The organism is Shewanella phaeophyticola (assembly GCF_025398315.1).
GTDB lineage: Bacteria > Pseudomonadota > Gammaproteobacteria > Enterobacterales > Shewanellaceae > Shewanella > Shewanella phaeophyticola.
The window spans coordinates 274,177-294,686 of record NZ_JAODOQ010000001.1 but is presented as its reverse complement, the minus strand read 5'-3'; the positions used below and the strand labels follow the sequence as shown (position 1 = coordinate 294,686).

The 20,510-nt window shown below is 43.0% G+C and carries 10 protein-coding genes and 6 pseudogenes; 9 read left to right on the top strand and 7 right to left on the bottom strand.

Annotation, left to right across the window (positions count from 1 at the left end):
* Positions 1–22 precede the first annotated feature (22 nt).
* From N4T56_RS01395 to N4T56_RS01385, 3 genes and pseudogenes are all read left to right on the top strand, one after another.
* Positions 23–1,314, top strand: a pseudogene (locus tag N4T56_RS01395) (aminotransferase class V-fold PLP-dependent enzyme).
* Between the two features lie 47 nt (positions 1,315–1,361).
* Complete coding sequence (locus N4T56_RS01390; RefSeq protein WP_261734727.1) at positions 1,362–1,814, top strand: SufE family protein; 453 nt, start codon at positions 1,362–1,364, stop codon at positions 1,812–1,814.
* A gap of 39 nt (positions 1,815–1,853) precedes the next feature.
* The gene (locus N4T56_RS01385; protein ID WP_261731973.1) at positions 1,854–3,035 is read left to right on the top strand and encodes a dipeptidase; all 1,182 of its coding nucleotides are present in this window, start codon (positions 1,854–1,856) and stop codon (positions 3,033–3,035) included.
* 87 nt (positions 3,036–3,122) lie between these two features.
* Here N4T56_RS01385 and cysC read toward each other — a convergent pair whose 3' ends face one another.
* The 3 genes from cysC to cobA form a co-directional block, all read right to left on the bottom strand.
* Positions 3,123–3,746: an adenylyl-sulfate kinase gene (gene cysC / locus N4T56_RS01380; protein WP_261731972.1), complete on the bottom strand. Its 624-nt coding sequence runs from the start codon at positions 3,744–3,746 to the stop codon at positions 3,123–3,125.
* Between the two features lie 45 nt (positions 3,747–3,791).
* Positions 3,792–5,516, bottom strand: a complete 1,725-nt coding sequence (locus N4T56_RS01375; RefSeq protein WP_261731971.1) for an SLC13 family permease — start codon at positions 5,514–5,516, stop codon at positions 3,792–3,794.
* A gap of 183 nt (positions 5,517–5,699) precedes the next feature.
* Positions 5,700–6,518, bottom strand: a complete 819-nt coding sequence (cobA, locus tag N4T56_RS01370; RefSeq protein WP_261731970.1) for a uroporphyrinogen-III C-methyltransferase — start codon at positions 6,516–6,518, stop codon at positions 5,700–5,702.
* Between the two features lie 232 nt (positions 6,519–6,750).
* Between cobA and N4T56_RS01365 the strand changes: the two are divergent.
* Positions 6,751–7,642 (top strand): annotated as a pseudogene (locus tag N4T56_RS01365) (phospholipase A).
* Between the two features lie 82 nt (positions 7,643–7,724).
* Here the strand turns inward: N4T56_RS01365 and N4T56_RS01360 are convergent.
* The 4 genes and pseudogenes from N4T56_RS01360 to N4T56_RS01345 all read right to left on the bottom strand — a co-directional run bounded on the left by N4T56_RS01360 (position 7,725) and on the right by N4T56_RS01345 (position 14,619).
* Positions 7,725–9,449 carry a hypothetical protein gene (locus tag N4T56_RS01360; protein ID WP_261731969.1) on the bottom strand — a complete coding sequence of 575 codons (1,725 nt, stop codon included), beginning with the start codon at positions 9,447–9,449 and terminating at the stop codon, positions 7,725–7,727.
* Positions 9,450–10,280: 831 nt separating this feature from the next.
* Positions 10,281–11,072 carry a phosphoadenylyl-sulfate reductase gene (locus tag N4T56_RS01355; protein WP_261731968.1) on the bottom strand — a complete coding sequence of 264 codons (792 nt, stop codon included), beginning with the start codon at positions 11,070–11,072 and terminating at the stop codon, positions 10,281–10,283.
* The gene (cysI, locus tag N4T56_RS01350) at positions 11,065–12,756 is read right to left on the bottom strand and encodes an assimilatory sulfite reductase (NADPH) hemoprotein subunit (RefSeq protein WP_261731967.1); all 1,692 of its coding nucleotides are present in this window, start codon (positions 12,754–12,756) and stop codon (positions 11,065–11,067) included. The genes N4T56_RS01355 and cysI overlap by 8 nt, the downstream gene beginning before the upstream one ends.
* A 71-nt stretch (positions 12,757–12,827) precedes the next feature.
* Positions 12,828–14,619: pseudogene (locus N4T56_RS01345) on the bottom strand (assimilatory sulfite reductase (NADPH) flavoprotein subunit).
* Positions 14,620–15,080: 461 nt separating this feature from the next.
* Between N4T56_RS01345 and N4T56_RS01340 the strand changes: the two are divergent.
* From N4T56_RS01340 to N4T56_RS01320, 5 genes and pseudogenes are all read left to right on the top strand, one after another.
* Positions 15,081–16,611, top strand: a pseudogene (locus tag N4T56_RS01340) (Re/Si-specific NAD(P)(+) transhydrogenase subunit alpha).
* Positions 16,612–16,622: 11 nt separating this feature from the next.
* Positions 16,623–18,107: a Re/Si-specific NAD(P)(+) transhydrogenase subunit beta gene (gene pntB / locus N4T56_RS01335; protein WP_188918156.1), complete on the top strand. Its 1,485-nt coding sequence runs from the start codon at positions 16,623–16,625 to the stop codon at positions 18,105–18,107.
* Positions 18,108–18,211: 104 nt separating this feature from the next.
* Positions 18,212–19,233, top strand: a pseudogene (locus N4T56_RS01330) (diguanylate cyclase domain-containing protein).
* Between the two features lie 180 nt (positions 19,234–19,413).
* Positions 19,414–19,644: pseudogene (locus N4T56_RS22630) on the top strand (hypothetical protein).
* A 124-nt stretch (positions 19,645–19,768) separates the two neighbouring features.
* Positions 19,769–20,467 (top strand): DUF3581 domain-containing protein, encoded by a 699-nt coding sequence (locus tag N4T56_RS01320; RefSeq protein WP_261731966.1) that lies wholly within the window; start codon positions 19,769–19,771, stop codon positions 20,465–20,467.
* Positions 20,468–20,510: the final 43 nt, after the last annotated feature.

The window sequence follows — 20,510 nt, the reverse complement described above, 5'->3', positions numbered from 1 at the left end:
ATCAAGATCACTGAAGATCTTGATGTCTTTTATTTTGATAAAGAACCCCATATTCATGAAGTCGATATCCCCATTTCCGTCTCAAGCGCCATTTGTTCACCAGGCCATTCGTGATCAATTCCCGGCACTCAAACAGACTCTAGGCGATCATCCTTTATGCTATTTAGACACCGCCGCAACCAGCCAAAAACCTCAGGCTGTGATTGATGCAATGAATGAGTATTATCAGCTCAACAATGCCAATGTTCATCGCGCTGCACACCAATTATCGGCTCAGCCACCAGACAATATGAAGCAGTGCGCCAGCAAGTTGGCCACTTTATTAATACATCAAAGCCGCAAGAAATTATCTTCACTCACGGCACGACCGAATCAATCAACATGGTCGCATACGGCTTAACTGCGCAGCTACAAGCTAATGATGTGATCTTAATTGATACTGCAGCGCATCATGCCAATATCGTGCCCTGGCAAGAGCTCGCTAAACGCACAGGGGCGGTGATTAAACCGATACCGCTTACAGCTAATGCTCAGCTTGATATTGACGCCTATGACCAACTATTAGCATGCAAGCCTAAACTCGTCGCGTTATGTCATGTATCCAACGCGTTAGGCACAGTAAACCCAATTAACGACCTAATAGCTAAAGCTAAAAATGCAGGTGCATTAACCTTAATCGATGGCGCACAAGCAGTTGCCCACCTTGATATCAATGTACAACACATTGATTGCGACTTTTATGTGTTTTCAGGTCATAAAATGTATGATCCAACAGGTGTCGGTATTTTGTACGGCCGCTTTGAACAATTAAACACATTAACGCCAATGCTTACCGGCGGCGAAATGATCAAAACCGTCAGCTTTGATCGTACTGAATATGGTGAGTTGCCAAACAGGCTTGAGGCTGGCACGCCAGCCATTGCAGAAGTGATCGGATTGGGTGCTGCAATCACATTTTTACAGTGCCTACCGCGCCAAGATATAGCAGCCCACGAGCAACAGTTAATGGGTTATTTACAACAGCAATTGCTTAGTTTAGGCGATATAACCTTGTACGGCATTGCAGGTAACCCATCACAGAATAATATTGGTTCGGTCGCATTTAACTTAGCCAATGAGCATCACCAGGATGTTGGCATATTACTAGACCAACAAGCTGTTGCCGTTCGCTGTGGTCATCACTGTGCCATGCCACTGATGAGCGAACTTAATTTAGCGGGTTGCTGTAGAGCCTCAATTGGCATCTATACTAATAAGCAAGATATTGATCAATTTATTCATGCGCTAAATACGGTAAAAGAGTTATTGTTATAACTTAACACCCCCATGCGCTTTATGAGACAGCATTGTTAATGACCCAAATGAGCCCAAGTAAAATACCAGAAAGTCAACTGTTTACTGTGTTACCTGCCGAGTTAACTTCAGCAGTAACACAAATAGAACAAGCCAAAAGCTGGCAAGATAAGTATCGTCATATCATGCTGCTCGGTAAACAATTACCAGCGCTAACTGACGAATTTAAACAAGATAATGCTCAGGTAAAGGGCTGTGAAAGCCAAGCCTGGTTATATCATCATCAGAAAAACGACCAACATTTTTATCTCGCAGATAGCGATGCGCGGATTGTTAAAGGGTTAATCGCCATTTTACTCGTGGCAACTCAAGGGAAAACCACTGAACAAATTAGCCAATTTGAAGTTACAGATTATTTTGATCGCTTAGGCCTCAGTGGCCAGCTAAGTCCTTCAAGAACCAATGGCCTCAATGCATTAGCCGAAGCAATAAAACGTTACGCCAAAGAGAGTGTCACCTAAAAAAGTGCCACCAATATAGGCCTCAACTAAGGAATAATAATGACCCTAAAAGTCTGCAACCCAACACGCCGCCACATCTTAAAAGGCCTTGGAGCAGCCACATTATTAAGTCCACTTTGTACGCTTCCCGCTTGGGGAGCCCAACCTCACCGTCTGTATGTTGACGGGTTGTCCTTTTTACCCAATGACATCAATGATGTTAAAGCCTCAAAACTCGATGCTTTTATCGCTGACGTTTCGGCAATAGAAACTATTGAGCAAAGCGATGGCACTAAAAATTATAAACGCACCTATCAAGCCTGTATTAACAGCATTAAACAAGCAGCCAATACCGTTAGCGAAAATCCAGAGGTATACTTGCAAGGCCTCATGGGCGCCGATATAGATAAGGCTCGAGAGCAGGAACGCACTGCAGTGTACTTTCAAATCCAAGGGGCTGATTGTGTCGAAGACGATGGCATTTCAGCCAATGGCAATCCTCCACTTTGGCCACAACTAGAGTCATTGCAACAGCAAGGCTTACGTGTATTACAACTCACCCATCACTACGGCAATCGTTTCGCAGGTGGCGCACTAGACAACAATGGCAACCAAGGGCTTAACAAGCCTCTTACCGCCGCCGGTCATGCGCTAATTGCCGAGCTTAACAAAAGAAACATGCTTATCGATGTTAGCCACTCAAGTGAACAAACCGCACTTGATACAGCAAAAGCCAGCCAATCGCCCATTGTGCTGAGTCATGGCGCAGCCAGACACTTTGTCAATCATGCACGCTGCTCATCAGATGACGTAATCAGAGCAGTAGCCGACACAGGTGGCGTTTTTGGGGTATTTATGATGAGTTTTTGGCTCACCAATAATGCCTCCCCCACCATTGAAGATTACATAAAACAGATAGAATACGTTGCCAGAGTCGGTGGTGTTGACTGCGCTGCAGTGGCCAATGATTTTCCACTGCGCGGCCAAGAAAACTTATTAGCGTTAAATAACAATAACAACGAAGGGGTCAAAGAGTACCTTGGTTGGTGGCATAGCCTGCAAAGTAAAAACGTATTAGGGTTTGACGTAGCGCCTAAGCATGTTGTTATCCCTGAACTTAACCACATAGACCGCATGAGCCGCATTGATGACGCCTTAAAAAAAGCGCGCTTTAAATCATCCGACCGCGATCGTTTCATGGGCGGAAACTGGCAGCGGATCCTAAAAAAAGTATTAATCTAAATAATCCAGTTACAGACAATAAAAAAGGTTGAATAGAAATATTCAACCTTTTTTAATTATTTACTCAATGAGGTTTACATTCGCGGCTTAAATTCCCGCGCCAGCAATTTGCCTTGGCGGGTTTAACACCTCAATAGCTTTTAAATAAGCTAATAAACCATTCACCTGCGTGCCAAGATCGCCTTTGCTGGTGTCTATGGTTAACTCAGCAGATTCAGGCACCTCGTATGGTGATGAAATACCGGTAAAGTTTTCAATTTCACCTTTACGAGCTTTGGCATATAAACCTTTTGGATCACGCGATTCACACACACTCAATGGCGTTGAAACATGCACTTCAACAAATTGACCTTGAGAAAATAATGCACGGACGCGATCGCGCTCTTCACGCGTCGGTGAGATAAATGCCGACAGCACCACTAAGCCTGAATCAACCATCAATTTAGCCACTTCGCCTACACGACGTAAGTTTTCATCACGGTCTTCAAGGCTAAAACCTAAGTCTTTACATAAGCCGTGGCGAACGTTATCACCGTCTAACAAATAAGTATGAAAGCCGTGCTCAAATAATGCTCTCTCTAGGGCGCCAGCAAGCGTTGACTTGCCTGAACCAGACAAACCAGTAAACCATAACAACACTGGATTTTGGCCTTTTTGTGCCCCTCGGGCAGCTTGGTCTATCGAATGTTGATGCCAAACAATATTGCTCATAACAGCTCCTGAACCGCGATATCCAATACCGCGCTAAAACTCATACTAAAACGGGAAAAAATACGGTACAGCCAATAATACAATCACAGAATAAAGAATCGATAAGGGTAATCCTAAACGAACAAAATCACTTAACTTATAATTACCTGCGTTGTATACCATCAGATTAGTTTGATAACCGTAAGGAGAAATAAAACTCGCGCTGGCGCCAAATACCACAGCCATAATAAACGGGCGAGGATCAACACCAAAACTCATCGCTATTGCATAAGCAACAGGGAATGCTAACGCCGCGGCAGCATTGTTGGTTATCAGCTCTGTGACAACTAGCGTGATAAAATACACGCCAGCAAATGCAGCAAATACACCATAACCGTTAAACACACTTAATAAGCCTTGGGCCATTTGATCTGCTAAACCAGTAGCCACCATCAGGTTAGCTAATCCTAACGCACTGCCAACGATAACCACCAATTCAATTGGGAACCGGCGCTTAAGTTCAGTTAAGGTCACGGCTTTAATAGCCACATAACTGAGCAGTAATAATACTAAGCCTTTAGCTAAGGGGAATACGTCAAAAATGCTCACTAAGATGGTTAAGGCAAATCCTGCTAATACCCAATTACCACGCTTTTCATCTAAACGAACACTCAAATCTAAACCGCTAATGGCGGCAAAGTCTGTGGTCAAATTAGGGCATTTTGAAAAACGATCGCCTGGCGTTAAGAGCAGTACGTCACCAGGTTGTAATACGATGTCACCTAGCCCACCTTTTAGCGGTAGATGACCACGACGAATCGCCATAACCGCTGCGTCAAACACTTCACGAAATCGAGAGTCTTTTAAGCTCGTACCCACTAAACTTGATGATGGTGCTAATACCGCTTCTACCAAATTTTGGCCTTTAGCGTGCTGCTTGCCAAACCACTCTAAGCCATCAAATTGATGTAATAATTCAACCGACTCAACTGCACCGCTAAATCGCAATACATCATCGGCTTGCAACACCATTTGTGGTGGCACAGGGCAAATACGAATACCGCTACGCTCTAACTCAACTAGGTAAAGTTTTTTAAGTGCACGTAAACGATTATCGATAACACTTTTACCCACCAGGGTGGACGTTTTAGCTACGTGAGCTTCAAGTAAATAAGGCAATGCCTCATCCTCTGACTCTTCACGTCTGTCGGGTAAAAAGTTAGCGAGAATGGTCAGTAAAGTTAATCCCCCCACCACCAACAGTGCACCCACTTGTGTAAACTCGAAAAAACCCAATGGTTCTAAACCTGCGTTTTCAACAAACGAGTTAACAATTAAGTTAGTTGAAGTGCCTATTAAGGTTAATGTACCGCCAAGGATGGCCGCATAATTGAGCGGTAATAATAACTTAGCAGGTGCATGTGTAGGGTTGCGACGAACAACACTGATCATTGAAGCTACCACTGCAGTGTTGTTGGTAAACGACGATAGTAAGGCTGTTGAAAACCCTAGTTTAATCAAAGTTGGAAATAAAGTGCTTCGACCAACAACATAGCTTACTTTACCTAACAAAGAGGTTTTTTCTAAAGCTGTGGCGGCAAGCACTAACAGCACTAATGTTATTAGACCATTATTTGTAAAATTGCTTAAAATGACGCTTAAATCTGCAAGTGAAAATAAATAACATGCCAGTGATGCAAAAAAGAATAACCCCGCAGGAGAACCTAAACCTGCAATTAACCCAATAACTAACCCGAACAATATAACCGACAGTAACCAAATTTCGCTCATGTCTCATACCTAAGCAAATTGATATCAAATGTATAAACACACCATGTTTTCACGCATTAAAAAATACATGTATGTCAATCAGCCGTTATCAGAAAATTTCGCTATTTATTGATATAAAAAGCAATAAAACGGCCTGCTTCGATTATTCTCCATTACCTTTAACAGCGGGTTAAAATTGTATCGCTACAGCGCTTTAGCTGCAGCCTCTAAATCGGATGTGTGTTTATCTGTATTCGGCTCAAACCAGTGTAAGTTGTCTGCAAGCTCAACCACTTCACCAATAATCATTAATGCTGGCATCTGTAATGCTGGGTCTGCTGCTAGTTGGGCTAACTCACCCAATGTTCCAAAAAAACGTTGCTGTGCTGATGTCGTGGCTTTAGAAACTATCGCCACTGGAGTATCAGCGCTTCTCCCTGCACCGATTAAACCTTCGCTAATAATGTTGGCATTTAAAATACCCATATAAACCACTAGCGTGTTATTAGGATTGGCATAACCTTGCCAATCCATAGGGCGACTACCTAACTGGCAATGTCCGGTAATAAAGGTGACACCTTGGGCATAATCACGATGTGTAAGCGGAATACCCGCATAAGCAGACGTGCCACTTGCAGCGGTGATGCCTGGCACTACTTCAAAAGCGATGCCTGACGCTACTAAGGTTTGTAGCTCTTCACCGCCACGGCCAAAAATAAACGGGTCGCCACCTTTTAAGCGCACCACATTTTTGCGGGTATACGCCTTAGTCACTAACAATTGATTAATTTCATCTTGAGCGGCGCTGTGTTTGCCCGCACGTTTGCCTACGGCAATCTTTTCAGCACTCGATGGAATCAGATCTACAATATCTTGGCTCACTAATGCGTCATACAGCACAGCATCAGCGTTTTTAAGAATGCGAAAAGCTTTTAGGGTTAATAGCTCAACGTCACCAGGACCTGCGCCAACTAACCATACTTTGCCTTTGGCTTTTTGCCCTGGCATCGATACTAATTCCATCACATCTACCTCAATATAATTTACTATGCTCGAATATAGCGTTTTACATATTCCATATACAATAGTAAAAAGTTAGTTTTTATAACCAAAAGGTATATGAAGTAATTAAATCTAGTTACCACTCAATCACGTATTAGTAGATTAAGCTTGAACTTAATTCGACAAAAGCAACACAATTGATAACAATGTGTTTCAAATAATTACAATTACAACTTTGCTAATGGATAATGCAATGAAAAAAAACACATACTACCAAGCGATACCGCTGTTGTTACTCGGCAGTATCAGTTCAAGCTTTGCTGAAGATTCATTAGTAGACGAGCGTGTTAAAGATGAATTAGCTACCTCAGAAAAACCTTTTGTGCTCACCCCACATAAAGCGAACTATTTACTCCCAGTAACCTACCAAACTAGCACTAACCCATTGCCGTTCGAAACAAAATATCCCGACGATGACATTGATATTGATAAGCTCGAGGCTAAGTTTCAAATTAGTTTTAAGTTTCCGGTGTGGTACAACGTGTTTGGCGATAACGGCCATTTATTTTTTGCATATACCAACCAATCGTACTGGCAAGTCTACAACCAAGACGCTTCGTCACCGTTTCGTGAAACTAACCACGAACCTGAAGTCTTTATGCTATTTAACAACAACTGGAAAATTGGCGGTTTTACTAACTCATTTTTAGGCTTTGGCTTGGTACATCAATCTAATGGGCAATCCACAGATTTATCACGTAGTTGGAACCGCATTTATGGTAGCGCTGTATTCGACAAAGCTGCCATTCGCATTGGGATTAAAAGCGTGGTGGCGCATTCCTGAAGATGAAAAAGAAACCCCCACTTCAGCAGATGGCGACGATAACCCTGATATTGACGAATACATGGGTAATTTTGAATTAACCGGCGTATACGGCCTTGATGAACATCGCTTTACGGTGCTATGGCGTAATAACCTACAATCACCTAATCGCGGCGCGGTTGAGTTCACCTGGAGCTACCCTGTTATTGGTAACTTACGGATCTACACCCAATATTTTAATGGTTACGGTGAAAGCCTTATTGATTACAATCACCACAATCAACGTTTTGGTATTGGTATTGCGTTAAACGATATTTTGTAACTCGTGTACGTTAATCCAAGATAAAACAAAAAAGGTGACCTAATTAGGTCACCTTTTTAATTGCTATAAGACCAGATGAGCACTACTCAGCGCTGGCTTTACTGTTTACTTTAGAGCCAATCACAATACCTTTATCGGTAAAATCTACAGACATTTTTAACCGCATATTGTAGTCTTTTAATGCTTCGAGTTCTTCAGGCATTGGCTCGCCGCTCATTTCAATCACATCCACTAGTGGCATAAACATTTTTTGATAATCCACTGCAAAATCAAAAAAGCCATTGGCTGATAATGTTTGTTTAAATAAGCCATCAGCAAGCTCTGTACCTCTGTCACCGGTATAAACCACTAAATGATTGCCTTTAACCGCCATTTTAGCACTCACACCAAATTCAGGTGGAAGCATCAATAAAGGCGTAATATCAACTGGGTCACCATTATCTTTCAAGTCAATGTTAGCTAAAGGCGGGAAGAATGGCTTCACCATATCAATTAACATGATTGGGTTTTCAGCCGACACCGTCACTAACGCGTCCAATTTTTCAAAGCTTGGCTCGCCATTAACCTCGGTTAATTTATAATCGGCTAACGTCACGCTCATGCCTTTAACGCCATTGGCCATGCCAGTCATCATTCCTAACATTGCAGGATTTAATTCATCTAACTCGCCTTGCATTTGGGCTAACGCTTCACATTGATAACTTGGAGTTTGCAGATCTTTCCACACTTCAGTCAACGCTGGAGCAAGTTGGTTTACATCCATTCCAAGAGCCATTGATAAAATGTTATCGTGGTCGCTGTTGTCAAATGCAGGAATAAAGCCTCGCATTTTAGCCAGTGCAGACAAAATGACTTGATTGTGACTCTCAACGACGACAACGGCATCAATGTCACTTTCTTCACGGCTAATAGAATAGCTATTTAAGCCCATCACGGTACGAGGCCAATTAGCCGCAATTGCCGCAAACTCAGTTTGGCAAGTCGGTATTTTTAGTTCTGCAAAAGGATCTTCACCCTGAGTTTCGGCCATTTTACTAATTTGCTTCGCGAGCATATTGCCATCAGCAGTGGTTAAGCCTTTGATCAATTCAACATGGTTAACAAAACTAATGCTGTCTTGCATAAAGCCATGACTTTTAGCAATGTCTTGCAGCAATGTTGTGCCGCTTAACGGCTGCTCAACAGGTTTTTCGCCAAGCGCCATTTCAAGTAGTTCCACCTGATTAAATGAGGTATTTAACGTCACGGTTAACCAGCCTTGCTTTTCAGCAAACACTAAATTGATTTGCTCTTGCTCATTGGCGTCAGTTAATGAATAAGCACGGTATTCTGTCTCACCAACGATACCTGTTGTATGTGCCAAACCACTGTCTTGCTCAGCACGATCCAGCTCAGCCCAAAATGCATCTGGGTTACTTAACTGTATTTTCATGACTGGCAGCGCGCCCAGAGTGTAGAAATAACTCTTAACCGAGTCAGGTAACCCGTACGTGGCTAACAACACATCAGGGGTTGGCAATACATTCATGTACTGCTTATATAAGCTGACAAAAAATCGCTCTTGCTCAGATGAACTGGCATTAAGTTGCAGGATTTCATCCATGCCATTAGTTTGGTAATTACCCGCAATACTGTACAAATAATCTTTTAATGGAAACGGTGCCAGCTGGCCAGAAAACATCACGGTATCAGCAGGGATAAAATCTAGCATCGGATCATTTTTAACAACCGATGTGCCTTGTTGTGACAGGAAATATCCACCTGCACCAACGGCCAATACCACAGCTGCAATTGCCATTTTGTTCATCTATAAACTCCAATTTATATTGTTGTTAACTCTTCCATGACATGAGTTAGCGTTAAAATTATGTTGTACATCTAAAATTCATTATCGATTACACCGATAAACTACGGATTAATCTAGCATTAAATGAAGCATTACGCATCTGTAGTGGCGATTCAACATAATTCGTGAACGGATAGCGAACTCATCATAAAAGATGAAGGACAGGCAGAAATGATCGGGAAGGAAAAAATAACACCCGATAACCCATATACATCTGGGTTATCGGGTTTACATTGTTGATTGCTTATACGCTAACAAGTCAATCAAAGTGCTCGAGGATGCGAGCGAAGCTTTTGAAGGTACGTGGGTTGCAATAACAACCCCAAAACGCCAACAAAAACCCTCTACGGGAACGTCTAAATTTAGACTATTATCGGCATGCTTGCATGAAAATTTAAATAAAATTTAATCGTTTAATTCATACAGCCAATCATAACACTATGATTTATTGACATGACAAAGCGATTAAGCGTCGATGACACCTGAAAAATTCAATCTTTTGGAGGAGCACCTGCAACTAAAACATTGATGGTATAGCGAATCGACACATCAATAGTATTTCTATTATCGGTTTTTTATGTAGAAAATAATCCAGTTAACAGGGCATAGGACTGTGTGAAAAAATGATTATACACAGTTGAGGTTAGTCAACATTCACCCGTTTTATTAACAGGTGAATACCTCACGACACTACAGAAAAAGACTTAATCAACTAGACTCAAATAAGGTATAAAACACTTAATATCAGAACTCAGGGGACTGTTTGAAAGCCTTTTACTCTCCGAAATACGGCTAAATATCGAAGTGCAAACCACATTCGCGTTTTAAACCATTAAAACGGGTTTCTTCTTCTGTCATACCTAACTCTAGCGGCTTGCTAGAATGAGTATCACCCACTGACACATAGCCATGATCCCACAAAGGGTGATATGGCAGATTATGCTCAGTTAAATACATGTGTACGTCTTTATTGCTCCACTCAATAATGGGCAACAACTTAAACCTTTTGCCACTTATGGCTAAAATAGGCAATGCTTCACGCGTACTCGATTGACTGCGACGTAATCCTGCAAACCAGGTGCCGACATTCAATTCAGCTAATGCGCGCTGCATAGGCTCCACCTTATTGATGCGGTTATACTTTTCTAGACCATCAATCCCCTGCTCCCACAGCTTACCAAAACGCGCTTCTTGCCACGCTTGAGTTTGCTCTGCTTGGTACACTTTAAGGTTAAGGTTTAAGCGCTGGGTTAACTGATCAATAAATTGGTAAGTCTCAGGAAACAAATAGCCAGTGTCGGTTAAAATCACCGGGATATCACTTTGCGCTTGGGTGACCATATGCAACATTACCGCGCCTTGAATACCAAAGCTTGACGATAACGCATGCTCGCCTGGTAAATAGGCTAACCCCCAAGCAACACGCTGCTGAGCCGTTAAACCCGCTAAAAACTGGTTTATGCTTTCCAGTGCAGTCACTTGCTCAGCTTTAGGCGCTGATAACAACGCCTGCAGTTGTGCGGGAGTGACACTATGATCGACGCCTGCATCTTTCGATGCAGTCGTTACCACTTCATTAGGCATGAAAATCCTTAGCGGCGTCATTAACCGCCTTCACAACGCCAATGCGCACCGTGAAGTTACCAAAGGTTTCGCCCGCATCGCGCTCTGTGGCGTAGCGGCCAAACAAAGCATCCAATTCCGCTAAAATTTCAGCCTCTTGAATGTTTTCTTTATGCATTTTGTTTAAACGCGTGCCTTCAAAGCTGGCGCCTAAATATAAGTTATAACGACCAGGCGCTTTACCCACTAAGCCAATTTCAGCAGCAAATGGACGAGCACAGCCGTTTGGACAACCTGTCATTCGCACCACAATTGACTGCTCGCTAATGCCGTGCTTAGCCTGCAATGCATCGATATGATCGATAAACTCTGGGAAATAACGTTCAGCTTCCGCCATGGCTAATGGACAAGTCGGTAATGCCACACAAGCAATTGAATGGCCGCGAGTACCACTTAGCACCTGGCCTAATAAGCCGTGCTTACGTGCCAAACCTTCGATTTCAGCTTTATCTTCTGCAGCAACGCCAGCAATGATCATATTTTGGTTTGAGGTCATGCGGAAATCACCTTTATGAATTTTGGCAATTTCACGTAAACCGGTTTGCAAGGTTTGGCCTGGCATATCTTTAATGCGGCCACTTTCAATAAATAACGTTAAGTGGAATTTATTGTCGATGCCTTCAACCCAACCATAACGATCGCCGCGATCGCCAATGACTACGTCACGTTTTGGCTCAAACTTAACCCCGGCACGTTTTTCAACTTCGGCTTTAAACGCATCATAGCCATGGTCAACAATGGTGTACTTTAAACGCGCACGTTTACGCACAACACGGTTACCCCAGTCGCGCTGAACAGTCATAACCGCTTCTGCAAACTTGGTGACATCTTCTGTTTTGATAAAACCAAAGTCATCCGCTAACCGTGGGAAGGTTTCAACTTCACCATGGGTTGACCCCATACCGCCGCCTGCAACTAAGTTAAAGCCAACTAATTCACCGTCTTCTGCAACGGCAATAAAGCCAAGGTCATTGGTGTAAACGTCAACATCGTTATGCGGAGGAACCGCGACAGCCATTTTAAATTTACGAGGCAAATAGGTTTTACCGTAAACTGGCTCTACGGTTTCGGTACCTAAGAGCTTTTCTTCATCTAACCAAATTTCAGCATAAGCACGCGTGTGCGGCAGCAAGTGATCAGATAAATGCTTGGCAACCGCGTAAGCCTGTGCATGTAACTTTGACTCAACTGGGTTTGGGTTACACATTACGTTACGGTTTACGTCACCACAGGCGGCAATAGAATCAAGTGCAGCGCGATCTAATCCCTGTATTAGCGTCTTAAGGTTACGCTTAGGAATACCGTGGTATTGGAACGTTTGGCGCGTAGTTAAACGAATACTGTTAGAGGTGGTTAATGTTGACGAAATTTTATCAACTTCTAACCACTGCTCAGGGGTGCAAATACCGCCAGGTACACGAGCTCGCAGCATAAAGCTATGCAAAGGCTCTAGCTTTTGCTCTTTACGCTCATTACGTAAATCGCGATCGTCTTGCTGATAAAAACCGTGGAATTTAATTAACTGCTGATCGCCATCGCTAAACGAGCCGGTCACTTGGGTATCTAACCCACCTTGGATATCGCCGCGTAAATAATCACTGTCGATTTTTAAATATTCGTTTACTGCTAACTTTTGCTCACTCATGGCCTTGGCCTCTCTTAATTCTGTTCAATTCATTAGTGCGATTGGGTATTGAAAACTAACCTAGACCGAATTTAATACACGTCTTTTTGGTAACGTTTTTCACTACGCAGTGTTTCAAGGTACGCTTCGGCGTCATCAGCGCTTAAGCCACCTTGTTCAACCGCAATATTCACTAATGCTTGATGTACATCTTTTGCCATGCGCTCTGCGTCACCGCAAATATACACATGGGCGCCATTTTGTAGCCACTGCCATAAGGTTTCAGCTTGTTCAGTAATTCGATGCTGCACATACACTTTATAGGCACTGATCGCGCGAGAACGCCACATCTAAACGTGATAAATCGCCGTTTTTAAGATACTGCTGCCACTCAACCTGATATAAAAAGTCTTGTTCAAAATGCGGGTTACCAAAGAATAACCAACTGTTACCCGTTACACCGTCTGCCGCGCGTTGCTGCATAAAGGCGCGGAATGGCGCAACACCTGTGCCAGAGCCAACCATAATGACTGGGGTCTCTGGGTTTTCAGGTAAGCGGAAGTGGTTGTTAGGCTCAACATAAACGTTAACCTGTTGCCCCTCTTCAGCTGACGCTAAAAAGTGCGATGCTCCGCCAAAACGGGCATGGCCTTGACGTTCATCTTCAACTAATGCAACCGTTAAATGCACTTCAGATTCAACTTCAGCCTGACTTGAGGCAATGGAATACAAGCGTGGAGTTAGCGGACGCAACATATCAACTAGCTGTGTTGCACTGACCTTAGCAGGATAAGCTGCAATTAAGTCGGCTAGCTGATTTGCTAAAATAAATAGCCTGGTTTGCTCTTTGTCTTCACAAATGGCTGCAAGCTCGGCACTGCCACTCAGCTCGACCCATGATTTAACAAGGCCAGGGTATAACTGGGTTAATTCTTTCTTGTCGGTTAATGCCGCTTTTAATGAATACGACTCTTTTGATACTGTGACATTTTCATCAGCATCTAAACCAAGGCCGTTAATCACTTCATCCACTAAGGCTTCGTTGTTACTAAACCACACACCTAACGCATCACCTACTTGATAGGTTAGCCCTGACTCGCCTAAATCAATTTCAACATGGCGTACGTCACGGTCAGAATCACGGCCGGTAATTTTTTGGCTAACTAGCACTTCAGCGCTGTATGGGTTTTGCTTAGTATATTGGCTTTCACCAACAGCAGCAGTTGCACCTATAGGGGTTACGCTGGCACCTGAGGTTTGAATATGTGGCTTAGCCGCCTCAACTACACTGTCTTGCCATTGCGCTGCGGCATCTTCGTAATCAACGTCACATTCAACGATAGGCAGTAACGCTTTAGCACCGAGTGCGCTCAGACGGGCATCAAAGTCTTTACCTGTTTGGCAGAAAAATTCGTAGCTTGAATCCCCTAATGCTAAAACCGAGTAATGTAAGTTATCTAATTTAGGCGCACGTTTTGAGGCTAAAAACTTATGTAGTTCAATGGCATCGTCTGGCGCTTCACCTTCACCGTGAGTACTCACAACCAGCAGTAACACCGTTTCTTGCTTTAATTGGCGAACCTTGTATTCACCCATGGAACTCAGGTTAACAGCATAACCTTGAGCCTGAGCTTTAGCGGCTAATGCCTGAGCGACACCGCGGCCATTGCCGGTTTGGCTGCCATATAAAATGGTCACTGTTTGTACGGCAGAAGTCTCTGCTGCTGGTACGCCTGCAGTTGGGCTTTGATTCGCCGTTGCGGCTAAATAACCACTAACCCATGCAAGTTGCATAGACGATAATTCTGATGTGAATTGTTTTAGCTTATCGACTTGCCCTTGAGACAATGGCGACGCTAACGCTGAAAGTTCTTTTAACAACATAAGACGGCCTTATAACAGTGTAATGCAATTAGCTTACTACTAGGTTTGAAAACCAAAAAAGAATAAAAGATAATTTTTTATACCATTTAGGAATATGCAAAGACGTTTTTTTAGGCTACAAAAGTGTGGCGGAGTTAAAAGTTTTTAAATTACCTCGATTTAAAACGAGGAATTCGCCTTTAGGCACTTGTACCGAACACACCTCATGTCGCAAGCTATGGGATCCAATTAACTGATGAAAAACTATCATGTTGATTGTTCTCTGAGTAAAACGGGATGCGGTTATAATATCGTTATGTCATCGCAACGCCATTGATTAAAGAGTTTATCCAACTTCAATGGCCATATGCTGCACTTTTTCTACCCGCTAAGTGCCCATGTGGAAAAGTAATACTCAAACGGAATAGTCTATTGATGGGGCAAGCAATAGACAGTCTTTTATTAACCATCAGGAAACAGTCATGCAGATTGGAATACCGAGAGAAAGTATCGAAGGTGAAACTCGAGTCGCGGCGACTCCAGCCACTGTGGTACAGCTAAAAAAGCTCGGCTTTAGTGTGGCAGTCGAAGCACAGGCAGGTGTGAAGTCGAGCTTTGATAATGCTGCATTTGAAGCTGCTGGAGCAGATGTAGTCGACAACGTGTATCAAGCAGACTTTATTTTTAAAGTTAATGCACCGACCGATGAAGAAATTGCAAAAATGAAATCGAGATACCACGTTAGTCAGTTTTATCTGGCCAGCACAAAACCCAGAGCTCGTTGAAAAACTGTCAAGCCAACACATTACCGTGATGGCAATGGACATGGTGCCACGTATTTCACGGGCACAATCACTTGACGCATTATCATCAATGGCCAACATTGGTGGTTACCGTGCAGTGGTAGAAGCCGCTCACGAATTTGGTCGATTTTTTACCGGACAAATTACCGCTGCGGGTAAGGTTCCTCCAGCCAAAGTCTTAGTCATTGGAGCAGGTGTAGCAGGTCTTGCTGCTATCGGCACTGCAGGTTCTCTAGGCGCAATCGTTCGCGCATTTGACACTCGTTTAGAAGTGGCAGAACAAATTGAATCAATGGGCGGCAGCTTCTTAAAGCTTGAGTTTGAAAACAAAGAAGGCGGTTCATCTGACGGTTATGCCAAAGTCATGTCAGAAGAGTTTATTGCTGCTGAAATGGCGTTATTTGCCGAGCAAGCTAAAGAAGTCGACATTATTATTACCACCGCACTTATCCCAGGTCGCCCTGCGCCAAAACTGATCACCAAAGACATGGTAGACACCATGAAACCAGGTTCAGTGATTGTCGATTTAGCTGCTGCGACGGGGGGTAACTGTGAGTACACAGTAAGTGGCGAGCGCTTCATTACTGATAATGGCGTAAAAGTATTAGGTTACACCGACCTTCCTGGTCGTTTACCAGCACAATCATCACAACTTTATGGCACTAACCTAGTCAACTTGATGAAGTTAATGTGTAAAGAAAAAGACGGTAATGCAGTACTCGACTTTGATGATGTGGTGATGCGCAATATGACCGTGACTCGTGGCGGCGAAATTACTTTCCCACCACCCGCCATTTCAGTCTCAGCAGCGCCTGCAAAACCTGCTGCCAGCACTGAACCTAAAGCCGAAAAAGTAGAAAAAGCACCGTCAAAGCTTAAATACATCTTAGGTGCACTGGGGATTGCCGGCTTTGCCGCTGTAGCATCTGTGGCACCAGCTGAGTTTTTATCTCATTTTACCGTGTTTATTTTGTCGTGCGTTGTAGGTTACTACGTGGTGTGGAACGTGTCTCATGCGTTACATACACCATTAATGTCAGTCACTAATGCGATTTCAGGCATTATTGTGGTAGGTGCGCTATTGCAGATTGGTCAAGGCTCAGCCCTTGTCACTGCACTTGCGTTTGTTGCGGTGCTTATCGCCAGTATTAACATCTTTGGCGGCTTTACCGTCACTCAGCGTATGCTGAAGATGTTCCGTAAAGATTAAGGGGTAATATCGTGTCTCAAGGACTGGTTACAGCATCTTATATCGTTGCCGCGGTATTTTTTATTCTCAGCTTAGCTGGGTTATCAAAACAAGAAACAGCTAAAAATGGTAATTTATTTGGCATAATTGGTATGGCGATTGCGCTTGCAGCCACCATACTCAACCCTGCTACAAGCGGCGTAGAATGGATCATTCTTGCCATGGTGATTGGTGGTGCAATAGGTATCCGCTTAGCATTAAAAGTTGAAATGACTGAAATGCCAGAGCTGGTCGCCATTTTGCACAGTTTTGTGGGTTTAGCAGCAGTATTAGTGGGCTTTAATAGCTTTATTGATATTCAGCCTCACGAAGTCTCTGAAGTTGTTTTAGTATTAGGTCAAGACTTACATACAACTCTAGAGTCTGCTAAAGCCGCTTTTGTTGAAGCAAGCCAAGTACAGCAAGCTGAACACTTAACTGGCGCCATGCTAAACATTCACTTAGTTGAAGTATTCTTAGGGGTATTTATTGGTGCAGTGACCTTTACCGGTTCTATTGTTGCCTTTGCTAAGTTACGCGGACTTATATCATCAAAAGCGCTAATGTTACCGCACCGCCATAAGCTTAATTTGCTTGCGGTAGTAGTATCATTCATTTTGATGGTGATGTTTGTACAAGCAGGCGGCGCTGTCACTCCACTAATTTTAATGACCTTAATTGCCTTTGCATTTGGCTGGCATTTAGTGGCATCAATTGGCGGCGCAGACATGCCTGTAGTGGTATCAATGCTGAACTCATATTCAGGTTGGGCAGCTGCAGCAGCGGGCTTCATGCTATCAAATGACTTATTGATTGTTGTGGGTGCACTAGTGGGCTCATCGGGTGCGATTCTGTCTTACATTATGTGTAAAGCCATGAACCGCTCGTTTATTTCAGTGATTGCCGGTGGCTTTGGTAACGACAGCACTGCAGCATCTGGTGATGAAACCGTTGGTGAGTATCGTGAAACCAGCGCAGAAGATGTCGCAGATATGCTTAAAGCATCTGAGTCAGTCATTATCACTCCAGGCTACGGTATGGCCGTTGCACAAGCGCAATATCCTGTAGCAGAAATCACTAAAAAGCTGCGGGCATTAGGTATTAAGGTTCGCTTTGGTATTCACCCGGTTGCAGGGCGCTTACCTGGCCACATGAACGTACTGCTCGCAGAAGCAAAAGTCCCTTACGATATCGTACTCGAAATGGACGAAATCAATGAAGACTTTAGCGACACTGACACAGTATTAGTGATTGGCGCTAACGATACGGTTAACCCTGCTGCGATGGAAGATCCAAATAGTCCCATCGCCGGTATGCCAGTACTCGAAGTGTGGAAAGCGCAAAACGTGATTGGTTTTAAACGTTCAATGAACACAGGTTATGCCGGTGTACAAAACCCATTGTTCTTTAAAGACAATACCCAAATGCTGTTTGGCGATGCTAAAGACAGTGTCGAAGCAATTCTAAAAGCACTTTAACGTTTAATCCGCGTCTAAAAAATACCAGCTTAACAGCTGGTATTTTTTTATTTAATAATTAGCTAAACTACTTGATATCGGATTAAAAGGATTATCGCTTAGCAATGGCAGTGCAGGACAACATAACCCAGCTTCAGCTTGAAATTGAGCAATACAAGCTCAAAATTAAGCAACTAGAGCGTGAGAATAGCCACCTCACCCTAGTGAACAAACGGGTTAATGAACAACTCAATGCAGCTCTAGATGGCACAGGCCTATGTTTATGGGAACAACACATCCCAAGCGGTAATCTGACTATTTTTAATCAACAATGGGGTCACCTTCTCGGGTTTACCCGTCAAGAACTGCCCGCACATATCGACAGCTGGAAAGGCAACTTACACCCCGATGATAAAGACTGGGTCATCGAAGCATTCGAGAGTCACGTTGCCGGTAAAGCTGAAACCTACCAAGCTGTGCACCGCATGATCCACAAAGACGGCTCAGTCGCTTGGGTGTCTGACCGTGGCCGGATTATTGAACATGACATCAATGGCCAGCCCCTACGGATTATGGGAGCTCATGTTGATATCACTAAAGAAAAACGTTACGAAGAAGAATTAGCTAAACTGGCTCACCGGACCCGCTCACTAACCTGCTTAACCGTACCGCTTTAGTCAAAGCATTTAAAAAGCAAAAACAACAAAACCGCCAACATAATTGTGGTGCGTTATGTTTCATTGATCTAGATGGCTTTAAAATCGTTAATGACCATTTAGGCCATCGTTATGGTGATAACTTATTAATTCATATTGCACATCAACTATTACACACTTGCCAACAGTTATTTAACTCTGACAACTCCAAAGCCAATCAAGATAACTTTCATGTGGCGCGTTTTGGCGGCGATGAATTTGTCATTTTAACCCAATGCAATGACGTTGAGTTACTCGTAGAAATGGCTAATATCTTGTTAGATTTATACCGCCCACCACTGGAGCTCGATGGTGAAACCATCAACATAGGCTTAAGTATTGGTATTAGTGTATTCGACGAACTCGATGAGTTTACTAATGTTTGCGAGCAGGCTGACAAAGCCATGTACAGCGTTAAAAAACACGGTAAACATAATGTCATGTTCTGGTAGCAGTATATCTTTTTATCAAAAAAATATTTACAGCAAAGTGCAATACCCCACCCACGATATTTAAATCAAGATTTTGTGAAACCGAGCACGGCAAAAACTCAGTAGGCTCTATGGTCTGTTGATCTTTGCTGGTTGAATTTTGTTCGAGTTAAAAACGTTTTAATAGAGGCGAATGGATTGATGCCTAGCCATCTAAGCAAAATCCATTCAACAAAGAGTAAAACGTTTTTAGCCGAACCCTTCGGGCTGCGTTTGTTGGCCATTTTTACTGCGTTATCGACTTTTTATGTAGAATAACTACACCTCAAAGTCTCTGCCTTGTACGAATGTCCAACAATTCGCTGTAAAAATAACCTTGAAAGATCAACAGACCCTAGTCATCGGGTGAGTTTATTTGGCGTTATAAAGTAAACTCTCGCTCAATTAACCATTTTATTAAAAATATTAATGCACCAAATTATGTTTTTTACTGCATAATCAGATACAAACCGCTGTGGTGCATTAGCAGACAACTGACCAATAAGAATAATTCTATATGTTTTTATCACCTTACTTTACAAAACAAGATCAAAGTGTGTTTATTTCTGCTCAACAAGCCAGTGACTTTGCCAAAAAGGTCGCCGAAGACTTCAACCCCATTCACGATGTCGGTGCAAAGCGTTTTTGTGTTCCAGGTGATTTGTTGTTTGCTTTAGTGCTCACTGAATATGGCTTAAGCCAAAATATGCAATTTAAGTTTGCAGGTATGGTCGGTGATAATGTAGAACTGCATCTAGATAAAAGCGTCACTGATCAATTCAGTATTTGCGATACCAAAGGCAAAGAGTATCTGCACATTGAACGCCAAGGCGAAGTGTGTAAATGCGACGTGCAAACCGCGGCATTTATTAAGAGTTACGTCGCGTTTTCAGGTTTAAACTTCATCCATGTGTTAATGCCGATGATGAAACAACATCAAGTAATGATTAACCCAGAGCGCCCATTGGTTATTTACGAAAGCATGTCGTTCCATCTTGAACATTTTGACTTCAGCACCATGAGTTTACATTTAGCTGAGCAATCATTGGTGATTAATGGCAAGCGCGGTGATGTGACCTTAACCTTTGAATTACACAGCGAAGGAAAAGTAATTGGCAGCGGAGTAAAAACCCTGGTACTAAGTGGTCTGCGTGAATACGACGACGAAAAAGCTCAGCAAATGTGTGACCGTTACGAAAATCGTAAAAAGAACTAGTGCCAAATCAAGTTGACTATGCATATTCAGGTTAATTGGGTAT

Coding starts and splice junctions, on each gene's coding strand:
- N4T56_RS01355 (WP_261731968.1), bottom strand. CDS start 11,072: ATGCCTAATGAAGTGGTAACGACTGCATCGAAAGATGCAGGCGTCGAT.
- cobA (WP_261731970.1), bottom strand. CDS start 6,518: ATGGAATTAGTATCGATGCCAGGGCAAAAAGCCAAAGGCAAAGTATGG.
- cysC (WP_261731972.1), bottom strand. CDS start 3,746: ATGAGCAATATTGTTTGGCATCAACATTCGATAGACCAAGCTGCCCGA.
- N4T56_RS01360 (WP_261731969.1), bottom strand. CDS start 9,449: ATGAACAAAATGGCAATTGCAGCTGTGGTATTGGCCGTTGGTGCAGGT.
- N4T56_RS01385 (WP_261731973.1), top strand. CDS start 1,854: ATGACCCTAAAAGTCTGCAACCCAACACGCCGCCACATCTTAAAAGGC.
- N4T56_RS01375 (WP_261731971.1), bottom strand. CDS start 5,516: ATGAGCGAAATTTGGTTACTGTCGGTTATATTGTTCGGGTTAGTTATT.
- N4T56_RS01320 (WP_261731966.1), top strand. CDS start 19,769: ATGTTTTTATCACCTTACTTTACAAAACAAGATCAAAGTGTGTTTATT.
- cysI (WP_261731967.1), bottom strand. CDS start 12,756: ATGAGTGAGCAAAAGTTAGCAGTAAACGAATATTTAAAAATCGACAGT.
- N4T56_RS01390 (WP_261734727.1), top strand. CDS start 1,362: ATGAGCCCAAGTAAAATACCAGAAAGTCAACTGTTTACTGTGTTACCT.